This window comes from Streptomyces sp. SID8352 (genome assembly GCF_009862265.1).
In the GTDB taxonomy this organism is placed as follows: Bacteria; Actinomycetota; Actinomycetes; order Streptomycetales; family Streptomycetaceae; genus Streptomyces.
Map to the genome: position 1 here is coordinate 91,809 of NZ_WWGX01000100.1, position 24,248 is coordinate 116,056.

19 protein-coding genes are annotated in these 24,248 nt (G+C 74.5%); 4 read left to right on the forward strand and 15 right to left on the reverse strand.

The genetic code is table 11. The features are described from left to right. Nucleotides 1-424: 424 nt before the first annotated feature. From kynU to GTY84_RS29860, 9 genes are all read right to left on the reverse strand, one after another. Nucleotides 425-1,621 (reverse strand): kynureninase, encoded by a 1,197-nt coding sequence (gene kynU, locus GTY84_RS29820; RefSeq protein WP_161229516.1) that lies wholly within the window; start codon nucleotides 1,619-1,621, stop codon nucleotides 425-427. After that, entirely contained in the window at nucleotides 1,614-2,429 is an 816-nt protein-coding gene (locus GTY84_RS29825) for a tryptophan 2,3-dioxygenase family protein (protein ID WP_161229517.1), read from the reverse strand. Before GTY84_RS29825 ends, kynU begins: the two co-directional genes overlap by 8 nt. A 137-nt stretch (nucleotides 2,430-2,566) precedes the next feature. After that, complete coding sequence (locus GTY84_RS29830; protein WP_161229518.1) at nucleotides 2,567-2,980, reverse strand: DUF3151 domain-containing protein; 414 nt, start codon at nucleotides 2,978-2,980, stop codon at nucleotides 2,567-2,569. A 109-nt stretch (nucleotides 2,981-3,089) separates the two neighbouring features. Next, the gene (gene fbaA, locus GTY84_RS29835; protein WP_161229519.1) at nucleotides 3,090-4,121 is read right to left on the reverse strand and encodes a class II fructose-bisphosphate aldolase; all 1,032 of its coding nucleotides are present in this window, start codon (nucleotides 4,119-4,121) and stop codon (nucleotides 3,090-3,092) included. Nucleotides 4,122-4,301: 180 nt separating this feature from the next. Further along, complete coding sequence (gene pyrE / locus GTY84_RS29840) at nucleotides 4,302-4,850, reverse strand: orotate phosphoribosyltransferase (RefSeq protein WP_161229520.1); 549 nt, start codon at nucleotides 4,848-4,850, stop codon at nucleotides 4,302-4,304. Between the two features lie 10 nt (nucleotides 4,851-4,860). Beyond that, nucleotides 4,861-5,649, reverse strand: coding sequence for an aldose 1-epimerase (locus tag GTY84_RS29845; RefSeq protein ID WP_161229521.1), 789 nt, complete (start codon nucleotides 5,647-5,649; stop codon nucleotides 4,861-4,863). A 159-nt stretch (nucleotides 5,650-5,808) separates the two neighbouring features. Further along, nucleotides 5,809-7,125: an SRPBCC family protein gene (locus GTY84_RS29850; protein ID WP_161229522.1), complete on the reverse strand. Its 1,317-nt coding sequence runs from the start codon at nucleotides 7,123-7,125 to the stop codon at nucleotides 5,809-5,811. A gap of 185 nt (nucleotides 7,126-7,310) precedes the next feature. After that, entirely contained in the window at nucleotides 7,311-8,888 is a 1,578-nt protein-coding gene (locus GTY84_RS29855) for a polyamine aminopropyltransferase (protein ID WP_161229546.1), read from the reverse strand. A gap of 306 nt (nucleotides 8,889-9,194) precedes the next feature. Continuing rightward, on the reverse strand, nucleotides 9,195-9,743 hold the full coding sequence (locus tag GTY84_RS29860) for a DUF2617 family protein (RefSeq protein ID WP_161229523.1): 549 nt from the start codon (nucleotides 9,741-9,743) through the stop codon (nucleotides 9,195-9,197). A gap of 2,140 nt (nucleotides 9,744-11,883) precedes the next feature. Here GTY84_RS29860 and GTY84_RS29865 point away from each other — a divergent pair. Next, the gene (locus tag GTY84_RS29865) at nucleotides 11,884-13,074 is read left to right on the forward strand and encodes a pyridoxal phosphate-dependent aminotransferase (RefSeq protein WP_161229524.1); all 1,191 of its coding nucleotides are present in this window, start codon (nucleotides 11,884-11,886) and stop codon (nucleotides 13,072-13,074) included. Between the two features lie 276 nt (nucleotides 13,075-13,350). Here the strand turns inward: GTY84_RS29865 and GTY84_RS29870 are convergent, their stop codons facing one another. The 3 genes from GTY84_RS29870 to GTY84_RS29880 all read right to left on the reverse strand — a co-directional run bounded on the left by GTY84_RS29870 (nucleotide 13,351) and on the right by GTY84_RS29880 (nucleotide 17,629). Then, complete coding sequence (locus GTY84_RS29870; protein WP_161229525.1) at nucleotides 13,351-13,887, reverse strand: YbjN domain-containing protein; 537 nt, start codon at nucleotides 13,885-13,887, stop codon at nucleotides 13,351-13,353. Between the two features lie 198 nt (nucleotides 13,888-14,085). Further along, nucleotides 14,086-16,683 (reverse strand): ATP-dependent chaperone ClpB, encoded by a 2,598-nt coding sequence (clpB, locus tag GTY84_RS29875; protein ID WP_161229526.1) that lies wholly within the window; start codon nucleotides 16,681-16,683, stop codon nucleotides 14,086-14,088. 610 nt (nucleotides 16,684-17,293) lie between these two features. Beyond that, a complete protein-coding gene (locus GTY84_RS29880; protein ID WP_161229527.1) occupies nucleotides 17,294-17,629 on the reverse strand; it encodes a hypothetical protein in 336 nt (111 codons plus the stop codon). Nucleotides 17,630-17,954: 325 nt separating this feature from the next. Between GTY84_RS29880 and GTY84_RS29885 the strand changes: the two genes are divergently transcribed. Next, entirely contained in the window at nucleotides 17,955-18,938 is a 984-nt protein-coding gene (locus GTY84_RS29885) for a helix-turn-helix transcriptional regulator (RefSeq protein WP_161229528.1), read from the forward strand. 367 nt (nucleotides 18,939-19,305) lie between these two features. Further along, entirely contained in the window at nucleotides 19,306-20,292 is a 987-nt protein-coding gene (locus tag GTY84_RS29890; protein ID WP_161229529.1) for a LuxR C-terminal-related transcriptional regulator, read from the forward strand. Here GTY84_RS29890 and GTY84_RS29895 read toward each other — a convergent pair. Beyond that, nucleotides 20,246-21,289, reverse strand: coding sequence for a helix-turn-helix transcriptional regulator (locus tag GTY84_RS29895; RefSeq protein WP_202551982.1), 1,044 nt, complete (start codon nucleotides 21,287-21,289; stop codon nucleotides 20,246-20,248). The genes GTY84_RS29890 and GTY84_RS29895 overlap by 47 nt on opposite strands. Nucleotides 21,290-21,613: 324 nt before the next feature. On the opposite strand from GTY84_RS29895, the gene GTY84_RS35075 reads away from it, so the two are divergent. After that, a complete protein-coding gene (locus GTY84_RS35075) occupies nucleotides 21,614-22,297 on the forward strand; it encodes a response regulator transcription factor (protein WP_161229531.1) in 684 nt (227 codons plus the stop codon). A gap of 280 nt (nucleotides 22,298-22,577) precedes the next feature. On the opposite strand, the gene GTY84_RS29905 is transcribed toward GTY84_RS35075, so the two are convergent. Next, nucleotides 22,578-23,033 (reverse strand): helix-turn-helix domain-containing protein, encoded by a 456-nt coding sequence (locus GTY84_RS29905; RefSeq protein WP_161229532.1) that lies wholly within the window; start codon nucleotides 23,031-23,033, stop codon nucleotides 22,578-22,580. A gap of 4 nt (nucleotides 23,034-23,037) precedes the next feature. Continuing rightward, complete coding sequence (gene dnaJ / locus GTY84_RS29910; RefSeq protein WP_161229533.1) at nucleotides 23,038-24,216, reverse strand: molecular chaperone DnaJ; 1,179 nt, start codon at nucleotides 24,214-24,216, stop codon at nucleotides 23,038-23,040. Nucleotides 24,217-24,248: the final 32 nt, after the last annotated feature.

Sequence of the window (24,248 nt, forward strand, 5' to 3'; positions counted from 1 at the left end):
GGACGGTATCAGGCCGATGACGTGCGCGAACACACGGATGTCACGCAGGGTGAGGGGTGGCCGGAACACTCCGGACCGCCCTCCGCGCGACGGCGGGCGCACCCCCCGCGCCACGGCTCCCGCACCGGGCGGTGGCGGTGCCCCGGGACGGCCCGGTCACCGGCGCCGGAGGCCGCCGCCCCGGCCCCGGCGCCAACGGCCGCGGAGCCGGGGGTGCCCCGCTCCGGACGGCGCCCGCACAGACGGCGATCACCGCGCCGGAGCGCGCCCCCACCGGCGGCCGGTCCGCGCCGCACCACCCGGCCGGTCTGCGCCGCACCACCCGGAGGGCCCGGTACGCACCGCCCGGCTCACCCGCGTCCGGCGCGCGTCCGGCGAGGCCCGCCGCCCCGCCGGACGCGGCCGCTCCCGGCGTCCGGGTCGCTCAGCCCACCACCTCCGCCAGCACCCGCGCGGCCCGCTCCGCGTCCGCGAAGCCCACGTACAGCGGGGTGAAGCCGAAGCGGAGGATGTCGGGCGCGCGGTGGTCCCCCACGACACCGCGCCCGATCAGCCGCCGCATGACGCCGCCCGCGTCCGACGGGCAGCGCAGCGCCACCTGGCTGCCGCGCTCGGCGTGCGCCTCGGGGGTGACGGACTCGACCCGCCCCGCGGGCACGTACTCCCCGACGCAGCGCAGGAAGAAGTCCGTCAGGGCGAGGGACTTGGCCCGCACCGCCGCCACGGACACCCCGTCCCACACCTCCAGCGCCGCCTCCAGGGCGAGCAGCGAGAGGATGTCCGGCGTGCCGACCCGGCCGCGCACGGCGCCCTCCGCGGGCTCGTACCCGGGCCGCATCCCGAACGGCTCGGCGTGCGAGTTCCAGCCGGGCAGCGGGGAGTCGAAGCGGTCCTGGAGGTCCCGGCGGACGTACAGGAAGGCGGGCGAACCGGGCCCGCCGTTCAGGTACTTGTAGGTGCAGCCGACCGCCAGGTCCACGCCGTGCGCGTCCAGCCCGACCGGCAGGGCGCCCGCGCTGTGGCACAGGTCCCACACGGTGTACGCCCCCGCCGCGTGCGCGGCGGCCGTGAGCGCGGGCAGGTCGTGCAGCCGCCCGGTGCGGTAGTCGACGTGGTTGAGCAGCACCGCGGCGGTGCGCCCGTCCAGCGCCGACGGCACCTCGGCCGGGGCGACCGGCCGCAGCCGGCAGTCCGTCAGCCGGGCCGCCGAGGCGGCGATGTAGCCGTCGGTGGGGAAGGTGGCGGCGTCGACGAGGATCTCGTCCCGGCCGCCCCCGTCCTCCCGGGCCATGCGCACGGCTGCGACCAGCGCCTTGAAGACGTTCACGCTGGTGGAGTCGCCCACCACGGTCTGCCCGGCCGCCGCGCCGACCAGCGGGGCGATCCGGTCGCCGACCCGCTCGGGCGCGGTCCACCAGCCGCCCTCCGTCCAGGAGCGGATGCGCAGTTCGCCCCACTGGCGGCGGATCACGTCCTCCATCCGGGCGGGGACGTGGGCGGGCAGGGCGCCCAGGGAGTTGCCGTCCAGATAGACCGCGCCGTCCAGGACGAAGCGGTCGCGCAGCCCGGCGAGCCCGTCGGCGGCGTCCCGCGCCTCCGCCTCGCTCAGCAGCTCAGACATGGGACCTCGCCGTCCACAGCTCGGGGAACACCTGGTTGCGGGCCCGCTTCTCCAGCCAGGAGACCCCGGCGGAGCCGCCGGTGCCGGTCTTGGAGCCCATCGCGCGGCGGGTGGCGACCAGATGGTCGTTGCGCCAGCGCCAGACCAGTTCGGCCACGTCGGTCAGGATCTCGCCCAGCCGGGCCACGTCGGTGTCGGCGTCACCGGCGTAGATCTCCGTCCAGGCCGCCTCCACCTCGGGCGACGGCTCGTACCTGCGGGTGACGTCGCGCGCCAGCACGGCGTCCGGGATCGCGTGTCCCCGCCGGGCGAGGTGGCGGACCACCTCGTCGTACAGGCCCGGCTGGTGCAGCGCCTTCTCCAGCTCGTCGTGGACGCGGGGCGAGCCCCGGTGCGGGACGAGCATGGACGCGGACTTCTCGCCGAGCAGGAACTCCATCCGGCGGTACATGGCCGACTGGAAGCCGGACCCCTCGCCGAGCGCCCCCCGGTAGGAGTTGAACTGCGCCGGGGTGAGCCGCGCGAGCGGCTTCCAGGAGGCGTTCAGCGCCTCCAGCTCGTACGTCGAGCGCCTCAGCGCCTCCGTCGCCGCGTCCACCCGGTCCTCGCGCAGTGCGCGGGCCGCGGTCTCCCACTCGTGGACGATGACGGTGAACCACAGCTCCATGACCTGGGTCGTGACCAGGAAGACCATCTCTCCGGGATCGTCGGAGAGGGTGTGCTGGAGATGGGTGAGCACGTCCGCCTTGACGTAGTCCTCGTACGGCGTGCTGCCCTCGAAGTCGAGGTTCGGGGCCTCGTGGGACATCGCTGTCTCCTGCGTGCTTTCGGGTAGCGGTCCGCCCTGCCGTTACCGGCACGGGGCCCCGGTCCCCACCGGCATACTCGGCAATCCTCGCAGGAAACCGCAAGGCCCGCTCCCCAGCGGGCCCCGCGGTGCGCGCGTCAGCCCAGGACGTCGGCCGCCTCGGCCGAGGAGTCGCGCAGGAATCCGGCGCAGCGCTCGTACTCCTCGTCCTCCCCGATGGCCCGCGCGGCGCGCGCGAGCGCGTGCAGGGCGCGCAGGAAGCCGCGGTTCGGCTCGTGCTCCCACGGCACCGGGCCGTGCCCCTTCCAGCCGGTGCGGCGCAGGGAGTCCAGGCCGCGGTGGTAGCCGGTGCGGGCGTAGGCGTACGACTCGACGGCGGCGCCCCGCTCGAACGCCTCGTCGGCGAGCCGGGCCCAGGCCAGCGAGGAGGTCGGGTACCGCGCGGCGACCTCGGCGGCGTCGGTGCCGGAGGCCAGCAGCTCGCGCGGGCCGGGGTCGTCGGGGAGGAGGGTCGGGGGCGGTCCCCCGAGGAGGTTCTCGTGAATGGCCATGGGGCCCAGTCTGCGCCATCCGGCGGAGCGGCGGGCACGCGGTCCCGCCCGGCACGCGACGGGGCCCGGCGCCGCGCGGTGCGGTGCCGGGCCCCGTGCGGTCCGCGGACTACTTGATCCGGGTGCCCGCCGAGCGCAGGTGGCCGCAGGCCTCGACGACGCGGGCCGCCATGCCCGCCTCGGCCAGCTTGCCCCAGGTGCGCGGGTCGTAGGTCTTCTTGTCGCCGACCTCGCCGTCGACCTTCAGGACGCCGTCGTAGTTGGTGAACACGTGGCCGACGACCGGACGCGTGAAGGCGTACTGGGTGTCGGTGTCGATGTTCATCTTGACCACGCCGTTCTCCAGCGCCGTCGCGATCTCCTCGGCGGAGGAGCCGGAGCCGCCGTGGAAGACGAAGTCGAACGGCTTGCTGCCGGCCGGGCGGCCGTACTTCGCGGCGACGCCCTCGTTCAGTTCCTTGAGCAGCTCGGGACGGAGCACCACGTTGCCCGGCTTGTACACGCCGTGCACGTTGCCGAAGGAGGCGGCCAGCAGGTAGCGGCCCTTCTCGCCGAGGCCGAGCGCCTCGACGGTGCGGACCGCGTCGTCGACCGTGGTGTACAGCGAGTCGTTGATCTCGTGCGAGACGCCGTCCTCCTCGCCGCCGGTCGGGGTGATCTCGACCTCAAGGATGATCTTCGCGGCGCGGGCGCGCTCCAGCAGCTCCTGGGCGAGGGCCAGGTTGTCCGTCAGCGTCTCCGCCGAGCCGTCCCACATGTGGGACTGGAACAGCGGGTCGCGGCCGGCCTTCACCCGCTCCTCGGAGACGGCCAGCAGCGGGCGCACGTACCCGTCGAGCTTGTCCTTCGGGCAGTGGTCGGTGTGCAGGGCGATGGTGACGTCGTACTTCGCGGCGACGATGTGCGCGAACTCGGCCAGCGCGACGGCGCCGGTCACCATGTCCTTGTTGTGCTGGCCGCCCAGGAACTCGGCGCCACCGGTGGAGATCTGGACGATGCCGTCGCTCTCCGCCTCGGCGAAGCCGCGCAGCGCCGCGTGGAGCGTCTGGGAGGAGGTCACGTTGATGGCCGGGTAGGCGAACCTGCCGGCCTTCGCCCGGTCCAGCATCTCGTTGTAGACCTCGGGAGTTGCGATGGGCATGTGTCCGCTCCTTGTATGTGCGGGTGGGCACGTACACCTGAGTCGACGCGACTCGGTACGTTTCTTTACGGCCCTGACCTGAACCTTGGGTGCGACGTCATCGTCGGCCCCATCCTCCCAGACGGAGGGGGATACTCCGAGCGGGCGTCCACGGACGCCCGCCGGATGTCGGCGCGGGCGTCAGTCCAGCCCCAGCTCGTCCTTGCCGAACGCGTGGCGGTAGGGCACCCCGGCGCCCCGCTCGATCTTCTCGGCGGCGCCCGTCGCCCGGTCGACGATCGTGACGACGGCGACGACCTCGGCCCCGGCCTCGCGCACGGCCTCGACGGCGGTGAGCGGCGAGCCGCCGGTGGTGGAGGTGTCCTCGACGACGACCACCCGGCGGCCCTTGATCTCCGGTCCCTCGACCCGGCGCTGCATGCCGTGCGTCTTGGCGGTCTTGCGGACCACGAAGGCGTCCAGCCGGCGGCCCCGCGCGGCGGCGGCGTGCAGCATGCTCCCGGCGACCGGGTCGGCGCCCAGCGTCAGCCCGCCGACGGCGTCGAACTCCAGGTCGGCGGTCAGGTCGAGGAGCACCTGGCCGACCAGCGGGGCGGCCTCTCCGTCGAGGGTGATGCGGCGCAGGTCGACGTAGTAGTCGGCTTCCAGGCCCGAGGAGAGGGTCACCCTGCCGTGCACCACGGCCTTGTCCTTGATCTGCTGCAGCAGTGCGCCGCGAACGTCTGTCATGGTGGCCAGCTTAGAGCCGCCGCCAGCTCCAGGTCGTCGCGGCCTCCAGCGGCTCCAGCGGTGTGACCAGGCGCGGAAGGGTGTTCAGCCCGTTGGGCGGCCCGGTCTGCGGCTCCACGCAGACGGCCTCCTCCTGCTCGTCGTAGACGACGACCCACCGCTCGGGGCCGGTCACCCGCAGCTCCAGCCGTGCGGGCCAGGTCAGGGTCACGTCGACGCCGTCGGGCATGCCGAAGCAGTCGTCCCAGGGACCCGGCCGGGGCTCGACGCGCCTCCCGGTGGGCAGGTGGTCGGCGCCGCGCTCCTCCTGCCAGGCCGGGTCGAAGGAGAGCCGCACGTCCGCGCCGTCCAGGCTGCGGCGGAACCAGGGGTGCCAGCCGAGCTGCGCGGGGAACGAGGACTCGTACGTCTCCACGGACATGGTCAGCGTCAGGGAGTCCCGGGCCAGGGCGATCACCTGGGTGACCCGGCCGGTGTACGGCCAGGGGTCGGTGAGGTCGTGGGTGAGGACGGCCTCGTCGGCGGTGACGCGGGCGGTGCGCCAGGCACCGTCGCGGGCGGTGCCGTGGATGGCGTGCGGCGGGGCGTTGAGCGGCATCCGGTGGACCACGGCGCCGTCCTGGAAACGGCCCTCGCGGATCCGGCCGCACCAGGGGGCCATCGGGAAGCAGCCGTAGCGCTCGCCCTGGCGGAGCAGTTCCGTGCCGCCGACGCGGAGCCCGCCGATCCGGCCGCCGTCGCCCGGCAGCACGGTCACCTCCGCGTCGCCCGCGGTCAGTGTGATGGGTTCGTTGCTCACGCCCCGACCCTACTGGGGTGATCAAGGCGCCCCCGGTCGCCGCACGGACGGCCCGCCCGAGGCGGTCCGCCGCCGTGGCGGACCGGCACCGCCCGGTGTGCGCGGACCGGCACCGCCCGGTGTGCGCGGACCGGCACCGCCCGGTGTGCGCGGACCGGCTCAGCGGCGCTTGCGCAGCGCCCGGCCGACCACGACCGCCGAGACCACGGCGAGCGCGGCCGCCGGGGCCGCCCAGCGCAGGGGGCTCGCGGCACCGGCCGCCTCGGGGGCGGGGACGGGGGCGTAGCGGCCCCGGGGCGGCGCGTGGTCGACCTCCTCTGCGCTGCGGCCGATCATCGTCCGCCGGGCGTGCGCGGCCTCGGCGGGCGGGACGGGGGCGTCCGGGGTGTCCTGGCCACCGGCGGCCCCACCGGTGTCGGCGGTGTCGGCGTCCTCGCGGTCGGGGGAGGACGGGGGCACCTCGGTGTCGAAGACGGAGGGCCGCCGGGCGGAGTCGGCATCGGTGTCGGAGCCCGAGTCCGAGTCGAGGTCGGCATCGGGACCCGGGCCGGAGCCGTCCCCGGGGGAAGCCCCGGAGCCCTTCTCCGGGCCGTCCCCGGACCCGTCCTCCGGGCCGTCCCCGGCGCGGGCGGCCGGGGTGTCGCCCGAGGGCGGTTTGGTCTCGCCGTCGGTGGCGGGCCCGGACCCGGAGCCGGTGTCCGAACCCTCGGAAGTGCCCCCGGAGGGGGCGTCCGGGTCATCGCCCGGGGCGGATCCGGTATCGCCGTCGGCGACCGTCCCGGACCCGGAGCCGGTCTCCGGGCCGCCCTCAGGGGTGCCCCCGGAACCGCCCTCCGGGCCGTGGCCCGGACCGGACCCGGCGGCGTCGGCGCCCGGCCCGGCGGCGGCATCCGCGGCGCCCGAGCCGCCCGGCCCGCCGGAACCCGCCCCGGTGGGCGCCGGTCCCCCGGGCACCCCCCGCCCGGCGGACCCGGAGCCGTCCGGCGCCGCCCGCCCGGAGCCGTCCCGTGCCGCTCCCCCGCCGGAGGCGCCCCGTGCCGTGTCCGCGTCCCCGGCCGCACCCCTGCCCAGGTTCGCCGCGAAGCGCTCCAGGAGCCGGGTCAAGGCCGAGGCCACCGCGTCGGCGGGGAGTTCCGTGACGCGCCCGTCCGCCGTCGCGGTGCCGCCGACGGTGAGCACGCTGCCCCCGTCGGCGTCCCGGACGCGCAGGGTGAGGGCGAGGTCGACCGTGCCGCTGCCGCGCGACTCGACGGCTTCGCCCTCCGCGGCGTACCCGCCGTCGTCCCGCGCGAAGACCCGCAGGGAGCCCCGGTAGGTGATGGAGTGGCCGCCGACCCGCACCTTCAGCCGTCCCGCGACGGGCTCGGCCCCGGCGTCCTGCTGGAGCCCCGGGACCGCCCGCGCGACCCGTACGGGGTCGGCCAGCGCGTCCCTGAGCCGCTCGGCCGGAACCGGAACGAACACCTCATGCTCCATGTCACGGCACCCTACCCACCGGGCGCCCGGCCCACCCCCCGTGGGCGCCAAGTCGTCGGCCGCACCGCGCCCCACCGCCCCCACCGCGCCCCGCTTCCGTGGGGCGCCCTCCCGGGCCCCGCACCGCCGGGGGCCGTCCCGCCGCCCCCGCGCCGCCGGAGGACGTCCCGCCGCCCCGCGTACCGTCAGTGGCGCGGATGCACCAGCGTCGACGGCGGCAGCCCCGGCACCCTGGTCCCCGCGGCCGAGGCAGCGGCGGCGGCCAGGGAGCCCGGGGTGAGCGTCAACGGCCGCACGTCCGCCGGGAGGCGCAGCGCGGGAGCCCGGCCGCCCTCGGCGGCGAGCAGGAACCCCCAGTCCCCCGGCGCCCCGGGGGCCGCCGCGGCGGGGCCGGCGAGGCGGTACGCGGTGGCGCTCAGCCCCGCCGCGCGGAGCGTCGCGTCGACCGTCCAGAACGCCCGGGGGCGGCGCAGCACCGGCCCCGCGTGCACGGCCAGCCGCCCACCGGGGGCGAGCACCCGCCGGGCGATCCCGTAGAACTCCTGCGAGTACAGCTTCATGCCCTCGGTGACGCCCGGACCGGGCAGGTCCGAGACCACCACGTCGTAGCCGCCGGTGGCGGTCGCGCGCAACCGTCCGAAGGCGTCGGGGCCGGCGACGCGCAGCCGGGGGTCGTCGAGGGCGTGCTCGTTGAGCGCCGACAGCCCCGGGTCCCGCCGGGCCAGCCGCACCAGCCCCGGATCGGCCTCGACGAGGTCGACCCGCCGCACGTCGCGATGGCGCAGCACCTCCCGGGCGGCGAGGCCGTCACCGCCGCCGAGGATCAGCACCCGGGCGTGCGGGCCCGCCATGGCGGGCTGGACCAGCGCCTCGTGGAAGCGCCGCTCGTCACCGCCCCCGGCGCGGGACCGCCCGTCGAGGAACAGGCCGAGGGGCCGCCCGCCCGTGCCGCCCGCCAGGACGACCTCCTGGAGCCCGGTGCGCAGGGCCACCCGGACGTCCGGCCCGAACATCGCCCGCCGCGCGGCGTGCTCGAAGTCGTCGGCGAGCACGGTGGCGCAGGCCAGCACGGCGAGGACGACGACGTTGACGGCGATCAGCAGCCTGCGCGCCCGGCGGCTCAGGTCCCGCCGGAACAGGCCGAGGACCAGGGCGGCGCCGACGGCCGCGTTGACCGTGCCGGTGACCAGCGCCCCGGTGAGCTGCCCCAGGAAGGGCAGCAGCACGAACGGGAAGGCGAGGCCGCCGACGAGCGCGCCGACGTAGTCCGCCGCGAACAGGTCGGCGACCGCGCCGCCCGCGTCCTGCCGCCGGATGCGCTGGATCAGCTCCATCAGCAGCGGCACCTCGGCGCCGATCAGCAGGCCGATGGCGAGCGAGAAGGCGACCAGCAGCACCCGCGGCCCGTCGGCCCAGAGCCCGCCCCATCCGCCGGTCCAGGCGAAGACCGCGTAGAGGACCATGGCGCTGGAGCCGCCGACCAGGGCCAGCACCGCCTCGACGGCGCCGAAACCGGCCGCCGCGTACCTCCGCAGCCGCTTGGCGGCCAGGGAGCCGATGCCCATGGCGAAGACCATGACGGACAGCACGATGGACGCCTGGGTGACCGAGTCGCCGATCAAGTACGAGGCGAGGGCAACGAGTTCGAGCTCGTACACCAGGCCGCAGGCGGCGCAGACGAACACCCCGGCGAGCACCAGGAACCGCCCGGTGCCCGGCCGCACGGGCAGCCACGGCACCGCCCCCGCACCGGCCTCCCCCACCCCGGCCGCCCGCGCCCCGGCCTCCCCCGTCCCGGCCGCACCCGCGCTCGGCCCGTCGGCACCGGCCGCCTCCGCACCCGCGCCCGGCGCGTCCACGTCCTCACCCGCCGGGCCTTCCTCCGTCCCGGGGCCGCACGCGCCCGCACCGGCGGCGGTGTCGCCGTCGGCACGGTCACCGGGGCCGACGGCCCGGGAGCCGTGCGGGGCGGACGCGTGCGATTCGATCACGCAGTGACGTTACGTCACGACATGGTCGCACTTCGTCACCCACACGTGTAGAGCTGCGGTCCACCGGCATCGTCGGGTTTATCCCGCCGCCACCCCGGAAGGCCGGTGCCAGGCCGTCGACGGCAGCCGCACACCCACCCTGGTCCTGGTCGCCACCAGCTGTCCGTCCTGCGGGTAGGCGTGCCAGGTGCGCCAGTGCACACGCCCCTCGTGCCGGTGCGCCAGCAGCGCCGTGAAGGCGTGCGGACTGCCCGGGAACACCCCGATCAGACCGTGCGGATGGTCGGAGACCAGGGCCAGCAGCTCCTGGGCGCGGCCCGCGAAGGAGCCCGGGGTGAGGATCTCCACCCGGGCGGCGAACTCGTACTCCCAGTCGCCCACCCGCTTGGCCACGCCCAGCGGGAGGGGGGTGCTGCTGCCCGGAATGCACGCCACCGTCTCCGAGCACGTGCCCCTCTCCTCCTCCAGCAGGACTTGGTGGGACGCCCCGAGCAGTCTCAACTGAAGTTTCGCGCCGCGCAGTTCGAGATCGAGACTGGCCAAAGCGGGCAGTGGCTCACGCCCGAGGGCCCAGGCGAGATCGGCGGCACGGGTATCGGTGTAGGAGGTCTTCAGGGTCGTGAGCATGGAACGGCTCCGCAGGCACGCATGGAGAGGAAGCGGGCCGGCGCGCCTGTCGCCGAGGGCGCGGCCCGGTCAGCCCGTCCGACCGGTCGGAAGAGGCCAACAGGTCGTCGGATGGGCTGGGTTGATAGGTGAGAGCGAATCACGAACTGCGGGACCGCCACAGTGTTTTTACCCAACTTCATAGGGTTTCCATCCGTCAGAGGGCTCCCCAGCTCACTTGTTCAACCCTCGCGCGCCCCCTGTTCCGCCGGTGCGCGCCGTCCCGACGCGAGCGCCCGCCGGGTGGTGTTCCCGGCAGACGTTTCCGGCCATGACGCGGGCGGGTGGAGCGCGGCGCGGACGCGGCGCCGCGAGCGGGAGATGGCCGGATACGGCGGGTCCCGCCCCGGCGGCACGTGACCGCCGGGCACGGACCGTGGCCGCCCGGCCCGACCCGTGCGGCCACCCGGCACGGCCACGCGTGACACCGCCCCTGCGGGACGCGACACGGCCACGCGTGGCACCGCCCCCGCGGGACGCCGCACACCCGGTACGGCGACCTGTGACCGCTGTGGACGGGTGGTGGCCGCCCGGCTCACCCGGTGACGCCGCCGCCCGTGTCGCCGTATGCCACCGCGTGCCCCCGCATCCGCCCCGGGGCCCGACCCCGTGGCCGCCGCCCCCGTCGGACGCGCCGGGTACGGTCCGCGGCGGCACGTGACCGCCGGGCCGGGGCCGCGGTGGCCCGGCGCACCCGGTGCGGCCGCCGGGCTGCGGCCTCGCGGTCCGCCGGTCGGGGCCGTGTGATCGCGTGGCCGTGTGGCCGTGTGGGGTCCCGCCGAGTGGTGTAGCCGATCAAGCGGGCGGAATCTCCAGGTCGCGACCCGGATCGCCCTCGCCGGAGGCCCCGTTGAGGCTCGCCGGGCCGGGACCAGCGGTGATCGCACGACGGCCGGCTGCGGCACGTACCGGACGGCTCCAGGGCGGAAGCGACGGACCGTGATCGGCTACACCACAACCGGGGACACGACCGTGTGGCCGTGTGGCCGTGTGGCCGCACCCGAACGTCCGGGACCACCGCGCCGGACCACCGCGCCGGACCGCCGGGCCGGTGGACCACCGGGCCGGCGCCGCATCCTCCGCGTCGCCCGTCACTGGCCCTGGAGCGGTGAGGTCACAGGCGCCCTTGAACGTCTCGCACACCTGCCGGTCCGGATGCCCGGCGCGGGAGCCGGTACGGGCCCGTGCGGTCCGGCCCGGCAGACCTTGGGCAAACGGCCCGTGCGGCCCGGCAGGACTACGACAGCGAGCCCGTCCGTCTCGACAGGACCCCGGCAAGCAGCCCGTGCGCCCCGACAGGCCCGCGGCAAACGGCCCGCGCGGCCCGGCAGGACTACGACAGCGAGCCCATCCGGCCCGGCAGGACCGCCGCAGCGGGCCGGCGCAGCAGGGGCAGCGGGCCCCGCACGGTCCCGCGCGGCTGCGGACGTGCGGACGCGGCCCCCGTGCGGGCCACCCGCGCGGCGGAGCCGACCGCCCCGTGTCGGTCGGCTCCGTCCCGCGTCAGTCGCCCCCGCCCCCGCATCCGCCCCCGCAGGACGAGCCACCCCCGCAGGACGAACCGCCGTGGTGCCCGCCCCCGGACGAGTCGCCCGAGCCCCCGGCCCACCAGCTGTCCCCCGACCCGCCCTCGGATCCCCCGCCCCCGCCGGCGTCACCGCCGGAAGCGCGCGAGCGCGCGGCGCGGCTCCCCCGCCGCCCGCCGCCGCCCCGCCGTGCCCGCGCGGCGGACGCCCTGCCGCGCACCGTGGACAGGACACCGAACACCACCAGAATGACGATCGCCGCCAGGATGAAGCCGAGGAACATGGCGCCGTCCTCCTTCCGATTCCCCCGAAGCGACCCCCCGTGGGCGCCCCGCACGCGTTGCGTGCCCCGGGGATGCCCTCCCTGCGCACCGCTCAAAGCCGAGTTGAGCAACTTCTGAGCATCCTCGCGCCGAAACACCCCCTGACCTGGGCGGAAGCGGACCGGGGGAAGGCCCGCGCACGGCAGGCCCAGGCGGCCGGGCCCCCGCGCGGCACCGGGCGCGGCGGCCCCCGGACACCCCTGCCGCGTGGGCGGGTTGAGGACCGGAGGGCTTCGGCGCAGGATGGCGGCCATGACCGCCATGAACCGCAGCGACCGCCCGCTCCTCAACCGCCGGCTCGCGGAGTTCGGCACGACGATCTTCGCCGAGATGTCCGCCCTGGCCGCGCGCACCGGGGCGATCAACCTGGGCCAGGGCTTCCCCGACACCGACGGCCCCGAGGAGGTCCGCGAAGCGGCCGTACGGGCCCTGCGCGACGGGCGCGGCAACCAGTACCCGCCGGGGCCCGGCGTCCCCGAACTGCGCGAGGCCGTCGCCGCCCACCAGCTCGCCCGCTACGGCCTCTCCTACGACCCCGGCACCGAGGTGCTGGTCACCGCCGGGGCCACCGAGGCCATCGCCGCCGCCCTGCTCGCCCTGGTCGAGCCCGGCGACGAGGTCGTGGCCCTGGAGCCCTACTACGACTCGTACGCGGCGAGCATCGCCATGGCGGGCGGCACCCGTGTGCCCGTGACGCTGCGCCCCCACGACGGCGCCTTCCGGCTCGACCTGGACGAACTGCGCGACGCGGTCACCGACCGCACCCGGCTGCTGCTGCTCAACACCCCGCACAACCCGACCGGCACCGTCCTCACCCGCGAGGAGCTGGCCGCCGTCGCGGAGCTGGCCGTCGAACGCGACCTGTTGGTGGTCACCGACGAGGTCTACGAGCACCTGGTCCTCGACGGCCCCGGACACGTGCCGCTGGCGGGCCTGCCGGGGATGCGCGAGCGCACGCTGACCATCTCCTCCGCCGGGAAGACCTTCTCCTTCACCGGCTGGAAGGTCGGCTGGGTCACCGGCACCCCCGCCCTCGTCACGGCGGTCCGCTCGGCCAAGCAGTACCTCACCTTCGTGGCCTCGGGCCCCTTCCAGTACGCCGTGGCCGAGGCGCTGGCCCTGCCCGACGCCTACTTCACCGACCTGCGCGAGAGCCTGCGGACCAAGCGGGACCTGCTGGTCACGGGGCTGACGGAGGCGGGCTTCGGCGTCTTCCGCCCCATGGGCACCTACTTCGTCACCACCGACATCCGCCCCCTGGGCGAGAGCGACGGCTTCGCCTTCTGCCGCGCCCTGCCCGAGCGCGCGGGCGTCGTCGCCATCCCCAACGCGGTCTTCTACGACCACCGCGAGGCGGGCGCCCCCTTCGTCCGCTTCGCCTTCTGCAAGCGCGCGGAGATCCTGGAGGAGGCGGTGACCCGCCTCAAGCGCCTGTCGTCCTGACACCGGCCCCCACCGCGCGGGCGCCCCGGAGACACACGGGAGCCCGGTGCGGGCGTCGGCCCGGGGGCCGGCGTCCGTACCGGGCTCCCGGTGGCGGTGCGGAGTGCCGGGGAGCTAGGGTCTTTCGTTTGGATCGGGCCGGATCAGGGAGCGGGGTCTGGCGCCGTGCGTCGCAAGGCGGAGGAGGGAGTCAGGGCGGAGCCCTGGCGACCGACGACAACGCGGCGAGGTGCGACGCCGGGGCCCGCGAGCCCGGCATGATCCAAACGAGAGGCCCTAGGCGTCGTCCCCGTCGGCCGCGTCGGGGCCGGAGCCCTCGATGTCCTGCTCCAGACCGAGCTGCTCCACCAGCCACCGGTCGAACTCGATGGCGGCGCGCACCCAGCTCACGGTCGAGGAGATGAAGTGCTCCAGGCTGACGCCCATGCCGATGAGCATCTGCGCCTCACCGATGAGGCGGACGGTGCCGTCGTCATGGGTGTGGGTGTAGACCTTGGGCCACAGGGTGCGCCGGTTCCAGTCGTCGATGGACTCCAGGAGCTGCGGCTTCACGTCGATCGTGTGGGGGCGGTCGAAGAACGTCCGCACCGAGAAGACCTGCTGGTCGCCCTCGCCGCGGAACATGAAGTAGGTGCGGAACTGCTCCCACGGCGCCGCGAGGTCGCCCTCGTCGTCGACGACGTACTTCAGCTCCATCTGTTCCAGGAGCTGCTTCACGAGATCCTGGTCCGGGACGACGGGGCCCGCCGGTCCTTGGGGCTGCGGGTCGGGCTTGCCCCCGAAGTTCGGAATCGAGGACGGGTCGATGCTCACCGTGATTTTCCCTTCGTACGGATCAGGCCATCCTCCCCCATGCGGGGAGGGGGGTGGCAAGCCCGCCGCACGCCCGCCGGGGCAGGAAGGCTCGATCCGGCCGCCCGCGGCCGGGCGCCGGACGCCCCGCGCGGGTGTCCCCGCGCGGGGCGGGGGCACCCGGCCGGGCGCACGGGCCGCGCGCCCGGCCGGAGCGGGCTACAGGGTCTTGCCCCCGGCCGGGCCGACGATCAGCTCGTCGCCGAAGCGGTCGACGCGGACCGTGTCGCCGTCCTTGACCTCCCCGGCGAGGATCTCCCGGGCGAGCCGGTCGCCGATGGCGGTCTGCACCAGGCGGCGCAGCGGCCGGGCGCCGTAGGCCGGGTCGTTGCCCTCGTCGGCGAGCCACTCCAGGGCCCCGTCGGTGACCTCCAGGGTGAGCCGCCGGTCCGCGAGCCGCCGGGCCAGGGCCTCGGTCTGGAGCCGTGCGATCCGGCCCAGCTCCTCCTTGCTGAGCGCGGAGAAGACCACGAGGTCGTCCAGCCGGTTCAGGAACTCCGGCTTGAAGGAGGCGCGGACGACCTCCAGCACCTGCTCCCGCTTCTCCGCCTCCCCCGCCACCGGGTCGACCAGGTACTGGCTGCCCAGGTTGGAGGTGAGGACGAGGATGGTGTTGCGGAAGTCGACGGTGCGGCCCTGGCCGTCGGTGAGCCGGCCGTCGTCGAGGACCTGGAGGAGGATGTCGAAGACCTCCGGGTGGGCCTTCTCCACCTCGTCCAGCAGCACCACGGTGTACGGGCGCCGCCGCACCGCCTCAGTGAGCTGACCGCCCTCCTCGTAGCCGACGTAGCCGGGCGGGGCGCCGACCAGCCGGGCCACGCTGTGCTTCTCGCCGTACTCCGACATGTCGACGCGGACCATGGCCCGCTCGTCGTCGAAGAGGAAGTCGGCGAGCGCCTTGGCCAGTTCGGTCTTGCCGACGCCGGTCGGGCCGAGGAACAGGAAGGACCCGGTGGGCCGGTCGGGGTCGGCGATCCCGGCGCGGCTGCGCCGCACCGCGTCGGAGACGGCCCGGACGGCCTCGCCCTGGCCGATGAGCCGCCTGCCCAGCTCCTCCTCCATCCGCAGCAGCTTCTGGGTCTCTCCCTCCATCAGCCGCCCGGCGGGGATGCCGGTCCAGGAGGCGACGACGTCGGCGATGTCGTCCGGACCGACCTCCTCCTTGACCATGGTGTCCCGGGCGGCCTCCTCCTCGGCCTCGGAGGCTGCCTCCAGATCGCGCTCCAGGGCCGGGATCTCGCCGTAGAGCAGCTTGGAGGCGGTGTCGAAGTCGCCGTCGCGCTGGGCGCGTTCGGCCTGCCCGCGCAGTCCGTCGAGCCGTTCCTTCAGCTCGCCGACGCGGTTGAGGGACTGCTTCTCCTTCTCCCAGCGGGCCGTGAGGCCGCGCAACTCCTCCTCCTTGTCGGCGAGATCGCGGCGCAGCCGCTCCAGGCGCTCGCGGGAGGCCGGGTCGGTCTCCCTGCCGAGGGCCAGCTCCTCCATCCTCAACCGGTCCACGGCGCGCTGGAGTTCGTCGATCTCCACGGGCGAGGAGTCGATCTCCATGCGCAGCCGGGAGGCGGACTCGTCGACCAGGTCGATGGCCTTGTCGGGCAGGAAGCGGGAGGTGATGTAGCGGTCGGAGAGGGTCGCGGCGGCCACCAGCGCGCTGTCCGCGATCTGTACCTTGTGGTGAGCCTCGTAGCGGCCCTTGAGCCCGCGCAGGATCGCGATGGAGTCCTCCACGCTCGGCTCCGCCACCAGCACCTGCTGGAAACGGCGCTCCAGGGCGGGGTCCTTCTCGATCCGCTCCCGGTACTCGTCGAGGGTGGTCGCGCCGACCATGCGCAGTTCGCCGCGGGCGAGCATCGGCTTGAGCATGTTCCCGGCGTCCATGGCGGAGTCGCCGCCCGCCCCGGCGCCGACGACGGTGTGCAGCTCGTCGATGAAGGTGACGACCTGCCCGTCGGAGTCCTTGATCTCGGCGAGGACGGTCTTCAGCCGCTCCTCGAACTCGCCCCGGTACTTGGCGCCCGCGACCATGGCGCCGAGGTCCAGGGAGACGAGCCGCTTGTTGCGCAGCGACTCCGGCACGTCGCCCTTGACGATGCGCTGGGCGAGCCCCTCGACGACGGCGGTCTTGCCCACGCCGGGCTCGCCGATGAGGACGGGGTTGTTCTTGGTGCGGCGGCTGAGCACCTGCACCACGCGCCGGATCTCCTGGTCGCGCCCGATGACCGGGTCGAGCCGGCCCTCTCGGGCGGCGGCGGTGAGGTCGGTGCCGAACTTCTCCAGCGCCTTGTACTGCCCCTCGGGATCCGCGGTGGTCACGCGGCGCCCCCCTCTCGTCGTACGGAATGCCTCCTGGAGCCGCTGCGCTCCGGCGCCCTGCTCCTGGAGCACCTCACCGGCCGCGCCGCCCTTGGCGGCGATGCCGATGAGCAGGTGCTCGGTGGAGAGGTACTCGTCGCCCAGCTCCCGGGCGCGGGCCTGCGCGTCCGCGACCACGGCGAGCATCTCGCGGCTGGGCTGCGGCGGCGCGACCGTGGACCCGGTCACGCTGGGCAGCCCGGCGAGGATGCGCTCGGCGCCGGAGCGCACGGCCGCGAGATCGGCCTCGGCGGCGGCGAGCAGGTCGGTGATGTTCTCGTTGTCCTGCCCCTGGAGCAGAGCCAGGAGCAGGTGGGCGGGGGTGAGGTCGGGGTGCCCCTCGGTCACGGCCCGGCTGCTGGCCGCGTTGATGGCGTCCCGGCTCCGGTTGGTCAGCTCGGCGTCCACGGTGCGGTTCTCCTCCTGTGTCCTCGGGCTCGGCTGCGTCTCCCAGTGCTGACTCAGTCAGCGTGCACAAACTTGAGTCTATTCCACTCAAGGCCGTTTCGGCACGGTCCCCTGCCCAACGACACCGGAACCGTTCCGGGACACGGCCGCGCCGCGGCACCGCGGGGCGGCGCCGCGGGGCGGCGCCGCGGCCGGGCCAGGAGGAGTACCCGCCACACGCGGGAACGAGGAGGGGGCGCGCGACGAAGGGTGCGCACGGCGGAGGGGGTGCGCGGCGAAGGGGGTGGGCGGTGGAGGGCGCAGGCGGGGGCGCACGCGGAAAGGGCACGGCCGGGGAGCGCGGGCGGAACCCGGCGGGCGCGAGCGGGAGGAGCGCCGGGCGCGAGGGGTTTTCCGGCCATTGCCGGGACGGACGCGGGCGACGAGGTCCGGCGCGGGGGCGCGGAGGAGCCCCGCGAGGGCCGCCGGGGACCGGACGGGGAGGGGGTGCCGAAGGGTCCGGAGCGGGCGAAGCCGTCCGAAAACAACAGCGGCGTCACCGTGTTCAGGTCACGGTGACGCCGCTGCGGGGGGAAGCACCTGAGCGATGTGTTGCGACGGGGGAATCGCGTCAGGCACTGCGGGGGGTGGCTGTGGTGGTCCTCGTACCGGAGGTTTCGGGCTGGGGGAGGCTCTGGTCCCGCTGGTCGAGGTTCACGAAGATCATGCCGTACCGGATGGCACACCGGACCGGCTGCGGCGCACCCCGGGGCCGCCGCAGGCACCGGTAGGCCCGCACGTCGCCGTCCTCGTCCAGGGTGACGACGACCGGCTCGCCGAAGACGGTCACCATGAGCGAGTCACCGGGGTGGGGGATCGCGGTGACCAGGTCGATGAAGTGCCAGCCAGAGCGGTACGCGGTGGCCATCTCTCGCCGGAAGGAACGGTCGTCGGGTGGAGTGGTCATCGCGATCAGTCCCACACGGTGTCGATCGGAAGGGGCACCGGCCCACCGCCCTTGACAGCGGTCACCGCGGAGTGGGCACCGCCCACCCCGTGCTCACCACTCGCCCCGCTCGAGAGGCCGGCCGGCACACCGAAGGCCACGATGGCGGAGAAGGTGGCAACCAACACCGAGCGAAGCATTCTCATACGCATAGTCGGCTTCGTCCTCACTTGATGGTCCCTCATTCCCCCGTCCGATAAGACGATGGCTCATTCAGGCACATCATGGCCACACAATCAGTGCATCATGTTCCTGCATGTTCAGGACCCTGGGGGGTGGATAGTCAGTGCCAAAAGGGACGAATCCGGAGCATCCCCATTCGCCATCCAAGCTCTGCCCGCAGGGCAGCCGCCTCTACGCAGACGCCCTCAGGGCCGGCCGCGTGCCCAGAGCCGACGTCGAGGCCGCTCCGTGCCTGGTGGACCAGGGGTTGCTGCGCCTCGACCCGGATGACGACGAGTGGATGCGTCCCGTTCCACCCTCGATCGCCCTCGCCCAGCGGCTCCATCCGATCGAACGCCAGATCCACGAGCACCACCGGCGGTCCATCGCCCTGGCGGAGCTGTTCGAACCGTTCATGGGCATCAGTACCCAGGAGACCAGTCCCGCCCACTCCATCACGGTCCTGGAGGGGCTCGACCGCATCAACGCGGCCCTCGACCTCGCCACGGCGCAGTGCCACACCGAGGTGCTGACCGTGCAGCCCAGCAGCCACCGCCGCCCCGAGAAACGCCTGATGGAGGGGCTGGAGCGGGACAGGCCGCTGATCGAACGCGGTGTGCGCATCCGGACGCTCTACCAGCACACCGCCCGCTACAGCCCCGACCGGCTGGCCTACGCCGACCAGTTCACGGACGGGAAGGTCGAGTACCGCACCATCGACGAGCTGGTGGAACGCCTCATCATCTGCGACGAGACCGTGGCGTTCATCCCCGTCCGCGAGGACCGCCAGGTCGCCCTGGAGCTGCGTCACCCCGGACTCGTCCAGTACCTCGTCCGCGTCTTCGAGTTCATCTGGAACCGCGCCGTACCGCTCAGCGCCGGAGCGCCCTACGAGGCCGACTCGGGCGGCATCACCGAGATCCAGCACTCCATCGCCAAGCTCCTCGTCGAGGGCTACGTCGACGAGGCCATCGCCCGCCGCCTGGGGATGAACGTCCGCACCTGCCGCGCCCACATCGCCAAGCTTGCCCATCTCCTGGGCAGCGGCAGCCGGGCCCAACTCGGCTACCTGATAGCCCAGTCCGGAATCCTCAGAAAGGACAACTGAGCCCCGGGAGGAGAGCCCCGCGTGACCGCAGAGGCCCACCGCGACGCACCGGACGGGCCGTGCGACACCCACCGCGCCCTCCGCACCACCGCGCCGCGCGAAGCGCCCGCCCCGTTCCCGGCACGGACACGGCCCCGCCACCGGCGGGCCACGGGCCGCTCCCGCCACGCGCCCCCGGCCGCACCGTCCCGTACCGGCACACCGCCACCCTGCGGGCCGCGCGGAGACGAGCATTCCGGAGCGGCTTCGCGGAACCCTCCGCACCGCCCGCTCCCGCACCGCCGTACCCGCCGCCACCCGCGGCGGCGGGCGCCGCACACCTGCGGCCGCCGCACGGCGGACCCACCACGACCAAGGAGGGGAACCGATGACAGGCCCACATCCGGTACACGGACCCGAAGAGGTGTGCGCCGCGGGCATGCGGCTGTACCGGCAGGCACTGAAGGACGGACACCTGGCGGCACCGGACGCCGACGCGGCGCCCTGCCTGCTCACATCCGGTCTGCTCCACCCGGCGCCCCTGCGCCCCGGCATACTCGAACCGGCCCCTCCGGTCACCGCGCTGCACGGCCTGCTGCGCGCCTCGGGCCGGCGCATCGCCGACGAACGGCGCCGCGAGGAACGACTGGTGGAGGAGTTCGGCCCGCTCCTGGACGAGATGTCCGACACGGGGGCGAGCACCACCACACTGCTGCCGGTCTCGGGCAAGGAGCAAATCAGCCGGGCCATCGCCGAGGCCCTGTCCCAGGCCACCGAGCAGGCCCTGACCATCCAGCCCTACCTCGGCTCCAACGCCCCGCCCGTCCAGGACAGCGAACGGTCCCTGGCCCGGGACCAGGCGTTCCTGGACCGCGGCGGCCGCATCCGCACCCTCTATCAGCACACGCACCGTCACGCGCCGCACGTCCTCGCCCGCTACGAACGCCTCACGGGTGATGTCCAGGCGCGCACCCTCGACGAGGTCACCGAGCGGCTGATCGTCGTGGACGACACCGTCGCCTTCATCCCCGCCAGCCCGGACCGCTCCAGCGCGCTGGAGATCCGCCACCCGGCCCTCATCGCCTACTTCACCAACACCTTCGACCGGCTCTGGCAGCTGGCCGTCCCCATGCACCCCCGGGCCGTGCGGCAGGCCACCCTCAACGGCGTCACTCCGCGCCAGCGGGCCATCGCCAACCTCCTCGTGGAGGGCCACACCGACTCCGCGATCGCCGACCGCCTCGGCATGAACGTCCGGACCGCCCGCGTCCACATCGCCAAGCTCGCGGCCATCCTCGGCAGCGAGAGCCGGGCCCAGCTCGGCTACCTCATAGGACGGTCGGGGATTCTGGAGCAGGCGCCCGGGGCGCCGTGACGACCGGTGCCGGCGGATGCGGACCGTCCAGGCCCACCTGGGCGATCCGCACGCCGAGCTGGGTCCTGCTGGCCGCGCCCAGGGTCTCCGAGAGACGGGCGATGTGTGTGCGGGCCGTCCGGACGCTGATCCCCAGCCGCTCCGCGATCACCGCGTCCTGGTGGCCCTCGGCCAGCAGCGCCGCGATGGAGCGCTCGCGGTGGGAGATGCCCTCGATCCCGGTGTCCGGGAGCGGCGTGGTCAGCGGGATCGCCAGCCGCCACATCCGCTCGAAGACGGTGGCCAGGTAGGAGATCAGCGCCGGGTGCCGCAGCTCCAGCGCCATCGTGCAGTCGGCGTTGGCGGGGATGAAGGCCACCGTGCGGTCGAAGAGGATGAGCCGGTCCAGGACCTCGTCCAGGGTGCGGGCCTCCACCGTGTCGCCCATCAGCTCCAGGTAGTTGAGCAGACCCTGACCGTGCCGGGCCACATGGGTGTACAGGTCCCTCATCCGCACCCCCCGCCCGCGCAGCGCCAGCGCCCGGTGCAACCCCTCGGACAGCTCGGCCTCCCGCCGGATGCCGCCGGGCTGCACCGTGAGCACTTCCTTCGTGCAGACCCTGGTCGCCTCGTCCATCGCGGCCTGGATGCGGGAGAGCCCGTCCAGCACCCTGATCGCCGTGCCCTCCGCGGCGGCCGGCGCCCGGAGCGGCCCGCCCAGCCCCGCGTACACCTCGAACGCCTCCACCGCCGAGCCCACCCGCCGCTGGCTGGCGCTGACCTCGTCGTACACCTCGCGCAGCAGCCGGGTCATCACCTCCTGCGGCGACGTCGGCACCAGCCAGTCCATGTCGTCCGGGTCGGGGTGCAGCAGCGCCAGTTCCAGCAGACAGGGCACCGGCTCCGCGTCGGCCCGCGGGACCCGCCCGCGCCGCACGGCACGGGAGTACACGTGGTCCCCGGCCCGGCACAGCCGGTCGGCACCGTGGGGATGCTGCTCCGTTCCGCGCTCGGCCATCGCCCATCCCACCCCCGGTTCCGGCTCCTTCCGCAGCGCAACTATGCGCGGCCGGGACGGGGTCCGCAACACGGCTTCACCCCGGCGGGCAGCGGACATATGCCGAAACGGGCTTCTTTGTACGTCCTCCCCTTCTCCTCGTTGCAACAAGCTGAAGGTGTCGGGGCGGTGCGCGGACCCTGCATGCTGACCCCGGCGGCGCCGGGCCCGTTCCCACCGCGCACCCGCCCGTGGCACCCGCCCGGGCCGGTACCGGGGCGCCGCCGCGGGCTGTCGACGGAGTGCCGACGGAGTGACCGGGAGGGACCGACCATCGTGATACGCGTGAGCGTTCTCGGCTCTGAACCACTGGAACGGGCCGGAGTCAGGCGCGCCCTGGAGGAGGACGGCAGGGCCCGGGTCGTCGGCGAGATGGCGGCGGCCACCCCGCACCTGCTGCGGACGCACCGCCCGGACGTCCTGGTCAGCAGCCACGGCCGCCCCGAACAGGCCCTGGACGTCCTCCGGTTGTCCAGGGCGTCCGCGGCACCGGGACCCGCGGGCGTGCCGGCCCCGGCCCATGTGGTCCTCACCAGCGGACTGTCCGAACACTCCACGCGCATGCTGCTGCGCCACGGGGCCCGGGGGATCCTGCTGCGCCGCCACGCCATGCGGCACCTGCCGTGGGCGGTGCGGGCGGCCGCCGCCGGGACCGTCGCGCTCGGCCCCGCCGCCGCGCGGTTCCTGGTCGACCAGTACGTCCACCCCGGTCACACGGCGGACGCGGTGGCGGCGGCGCGCACCCTGCTCGACCGGCTGAGCTCCCGCGAGCACGAGATCGTACGACTGCTGGCGGAGGGGGCCTCGAACCCCGGTGTGGCCAGGACCCTGGGGATCAGCCCCCACACGGTCAAGGACCACATCCGCGGGGTGTACGCCAAGCTGGGCGTCGACAACCGGGTCCAGGCGTCCCGCGTCGTCTGGCAGGCCCAGGTCCCCGCCCGGCCGTCGTCGCGGGCACCGTGGTGATCGGTCCGAAGAGGAGCGGCTGAGGGCCGCGGGCATCGCGGGCCGGAGGGACGAGGGCCCGTTCTCCAGCAGGTACCTGAAATCGGTGAACACTTCGGGGCGAAGTGTTCACCGATTTCGCACCCTGCCCCCGCGGAGCCCCGCGCGGTCCCGCGAGCGGCCGTCGGCCGGGGCGGGGCGGGCCTCGGGCCGGACGGTCTCCTCACGCGCGAGGGGCCCGACGGTCCGTGATCGGATCGTCGGGCCCACGAAGCCGCGGCAGCGCGCCGGCGGCGCGGCGTCAGTCCGGCTGCTGGGTCTGCCTCCTGGGCCGCCACACGACCAGCGCGCTGGTCTGCTGGACCTCCTGGTACGGCACCAGGTCACGGCGGTAGGAGGCGTGCACCGCCGCCTCGCGCTGGCGCATCGCGGTCGCGGCGCCCTCCACGGCGTCCGACAGCTCCGCCACCCGCGCCTGCAACGCGGCGACCTGGTTCTCCAGTTCGATGATGCGCTTGATCCCGGCCAGGTTGATCCCCTCGTCCTGCGACAACTGCTGCACCTGGCGGAGCAGTTCGATGTCGCGGGCCGAGTAGCGCCGGCCACGCCCGGCCGCCCGGTCCGGGGAGACCAGACCGAGGCGGTCGTACTGGCGCAGGGTCTGCGGGTGCAGGCCGGAGAGCTGGGCCGCCACCGAGATGACGTAGACCGGGGTGTCCTCGGTCAGTTCATACGGATTACGCCGACGACCGTCCATCTCCTCATGCTCCCTTCGCGGCCTGGAACAGCTCCGCGCGCGGATCCTCGTCCGCGCTCGCCTCGCGATACGCCTCCAGCGCGTCACGAGCTTTCCCCGTCAGGTCCGTCGGAACACTCACCTCGACGGTGACGAGGAGATCGCCGCGCGAGCCGTCCTTGCGGACCGCGCCCTTGCCCCGGGCACGCATCGTCCGGCCGTTGGGCGTGCCCGCCGGCAGCTTCAGCGTGACCGGAGGCCCGCCCAGGGTGGGCACGCGCACCTCGCCGCCGAGCGCCGCCTCGGTGAACGTGACGGGCACGGTGACCGTGAGGTTGTCGCCCCGGCGGCCGAAGACGGGGTGCTCCTTGACGTGGACGACCACGTACAGGTCGCCCGCCGGACCGCCCCGCTCACCCGGCGCGCCCTTGCCGCGCAGCCGGATGCGCTGCCCGTCCGACACCCCCGCGGGGATGCGGACCTGCATCGTCCGGGAGGACTTGGCCCGTCCGGAGCCCTTGCAGACGTCGCAGGGGTTCTCCGCGATCAGGCCGCGGCCCTTGCAGTCCGGGCACGGGTCGGTCAGCGAGAAGCCGCCGCCCGAGCCCCGGGCGACCTGCCCGGTGCCGACGCAGGTCGGGCACACCCGCGGGGTGCCGTTCTTGTCGCCGGTGCCCGAACAGGCCTTGCAGGGCTGCTGGGACGACATGCGCAGCGGCACCGTCGCCCCCTCGATGGCCTCGGTGAAGCTGAGGGTGACCTCCGACTCCACGTCCTGGCCGCGCCGCGGCTGGGTGCGGGCGCCCGGCCCGGCGCCGCCCCGGTTGAACAGGCCCCCGAAGACGTCACCGATCCCGCCGCCGAAGCCGCCGGCCCCGCCCCCGCCCTGGGCGCCCCCGAAGAGGTCGCCCAGGTCGAAGTTGAAGTTGCCGCCGCCCGCGCCCGGCCCGGGGCGGAAGCCGCCGTTGCCGAACAGGGTGCGGGCCTCGTCGTACTCCTTGCGCTTCTTGGGGTCGCCGAGGATGTCGTTCGCCTCGGAGATCTCCTTGAACCGCTCCTCCGCACGGGCGTTGCCCTTGTTGGCGTCCGGGTGGAACTCGCGGGCGAGCTTCCGGTACGCCTTCTTGATCTCGGCCTCGGTGGCGTCCTTGGGGACGCCGAGAACCTTGTAGTAGTCCTTCTCGATGAAGTCCTTGGTACTCATCCCCGACGTCCCTCCTTCCTCCTGGTGTCCGG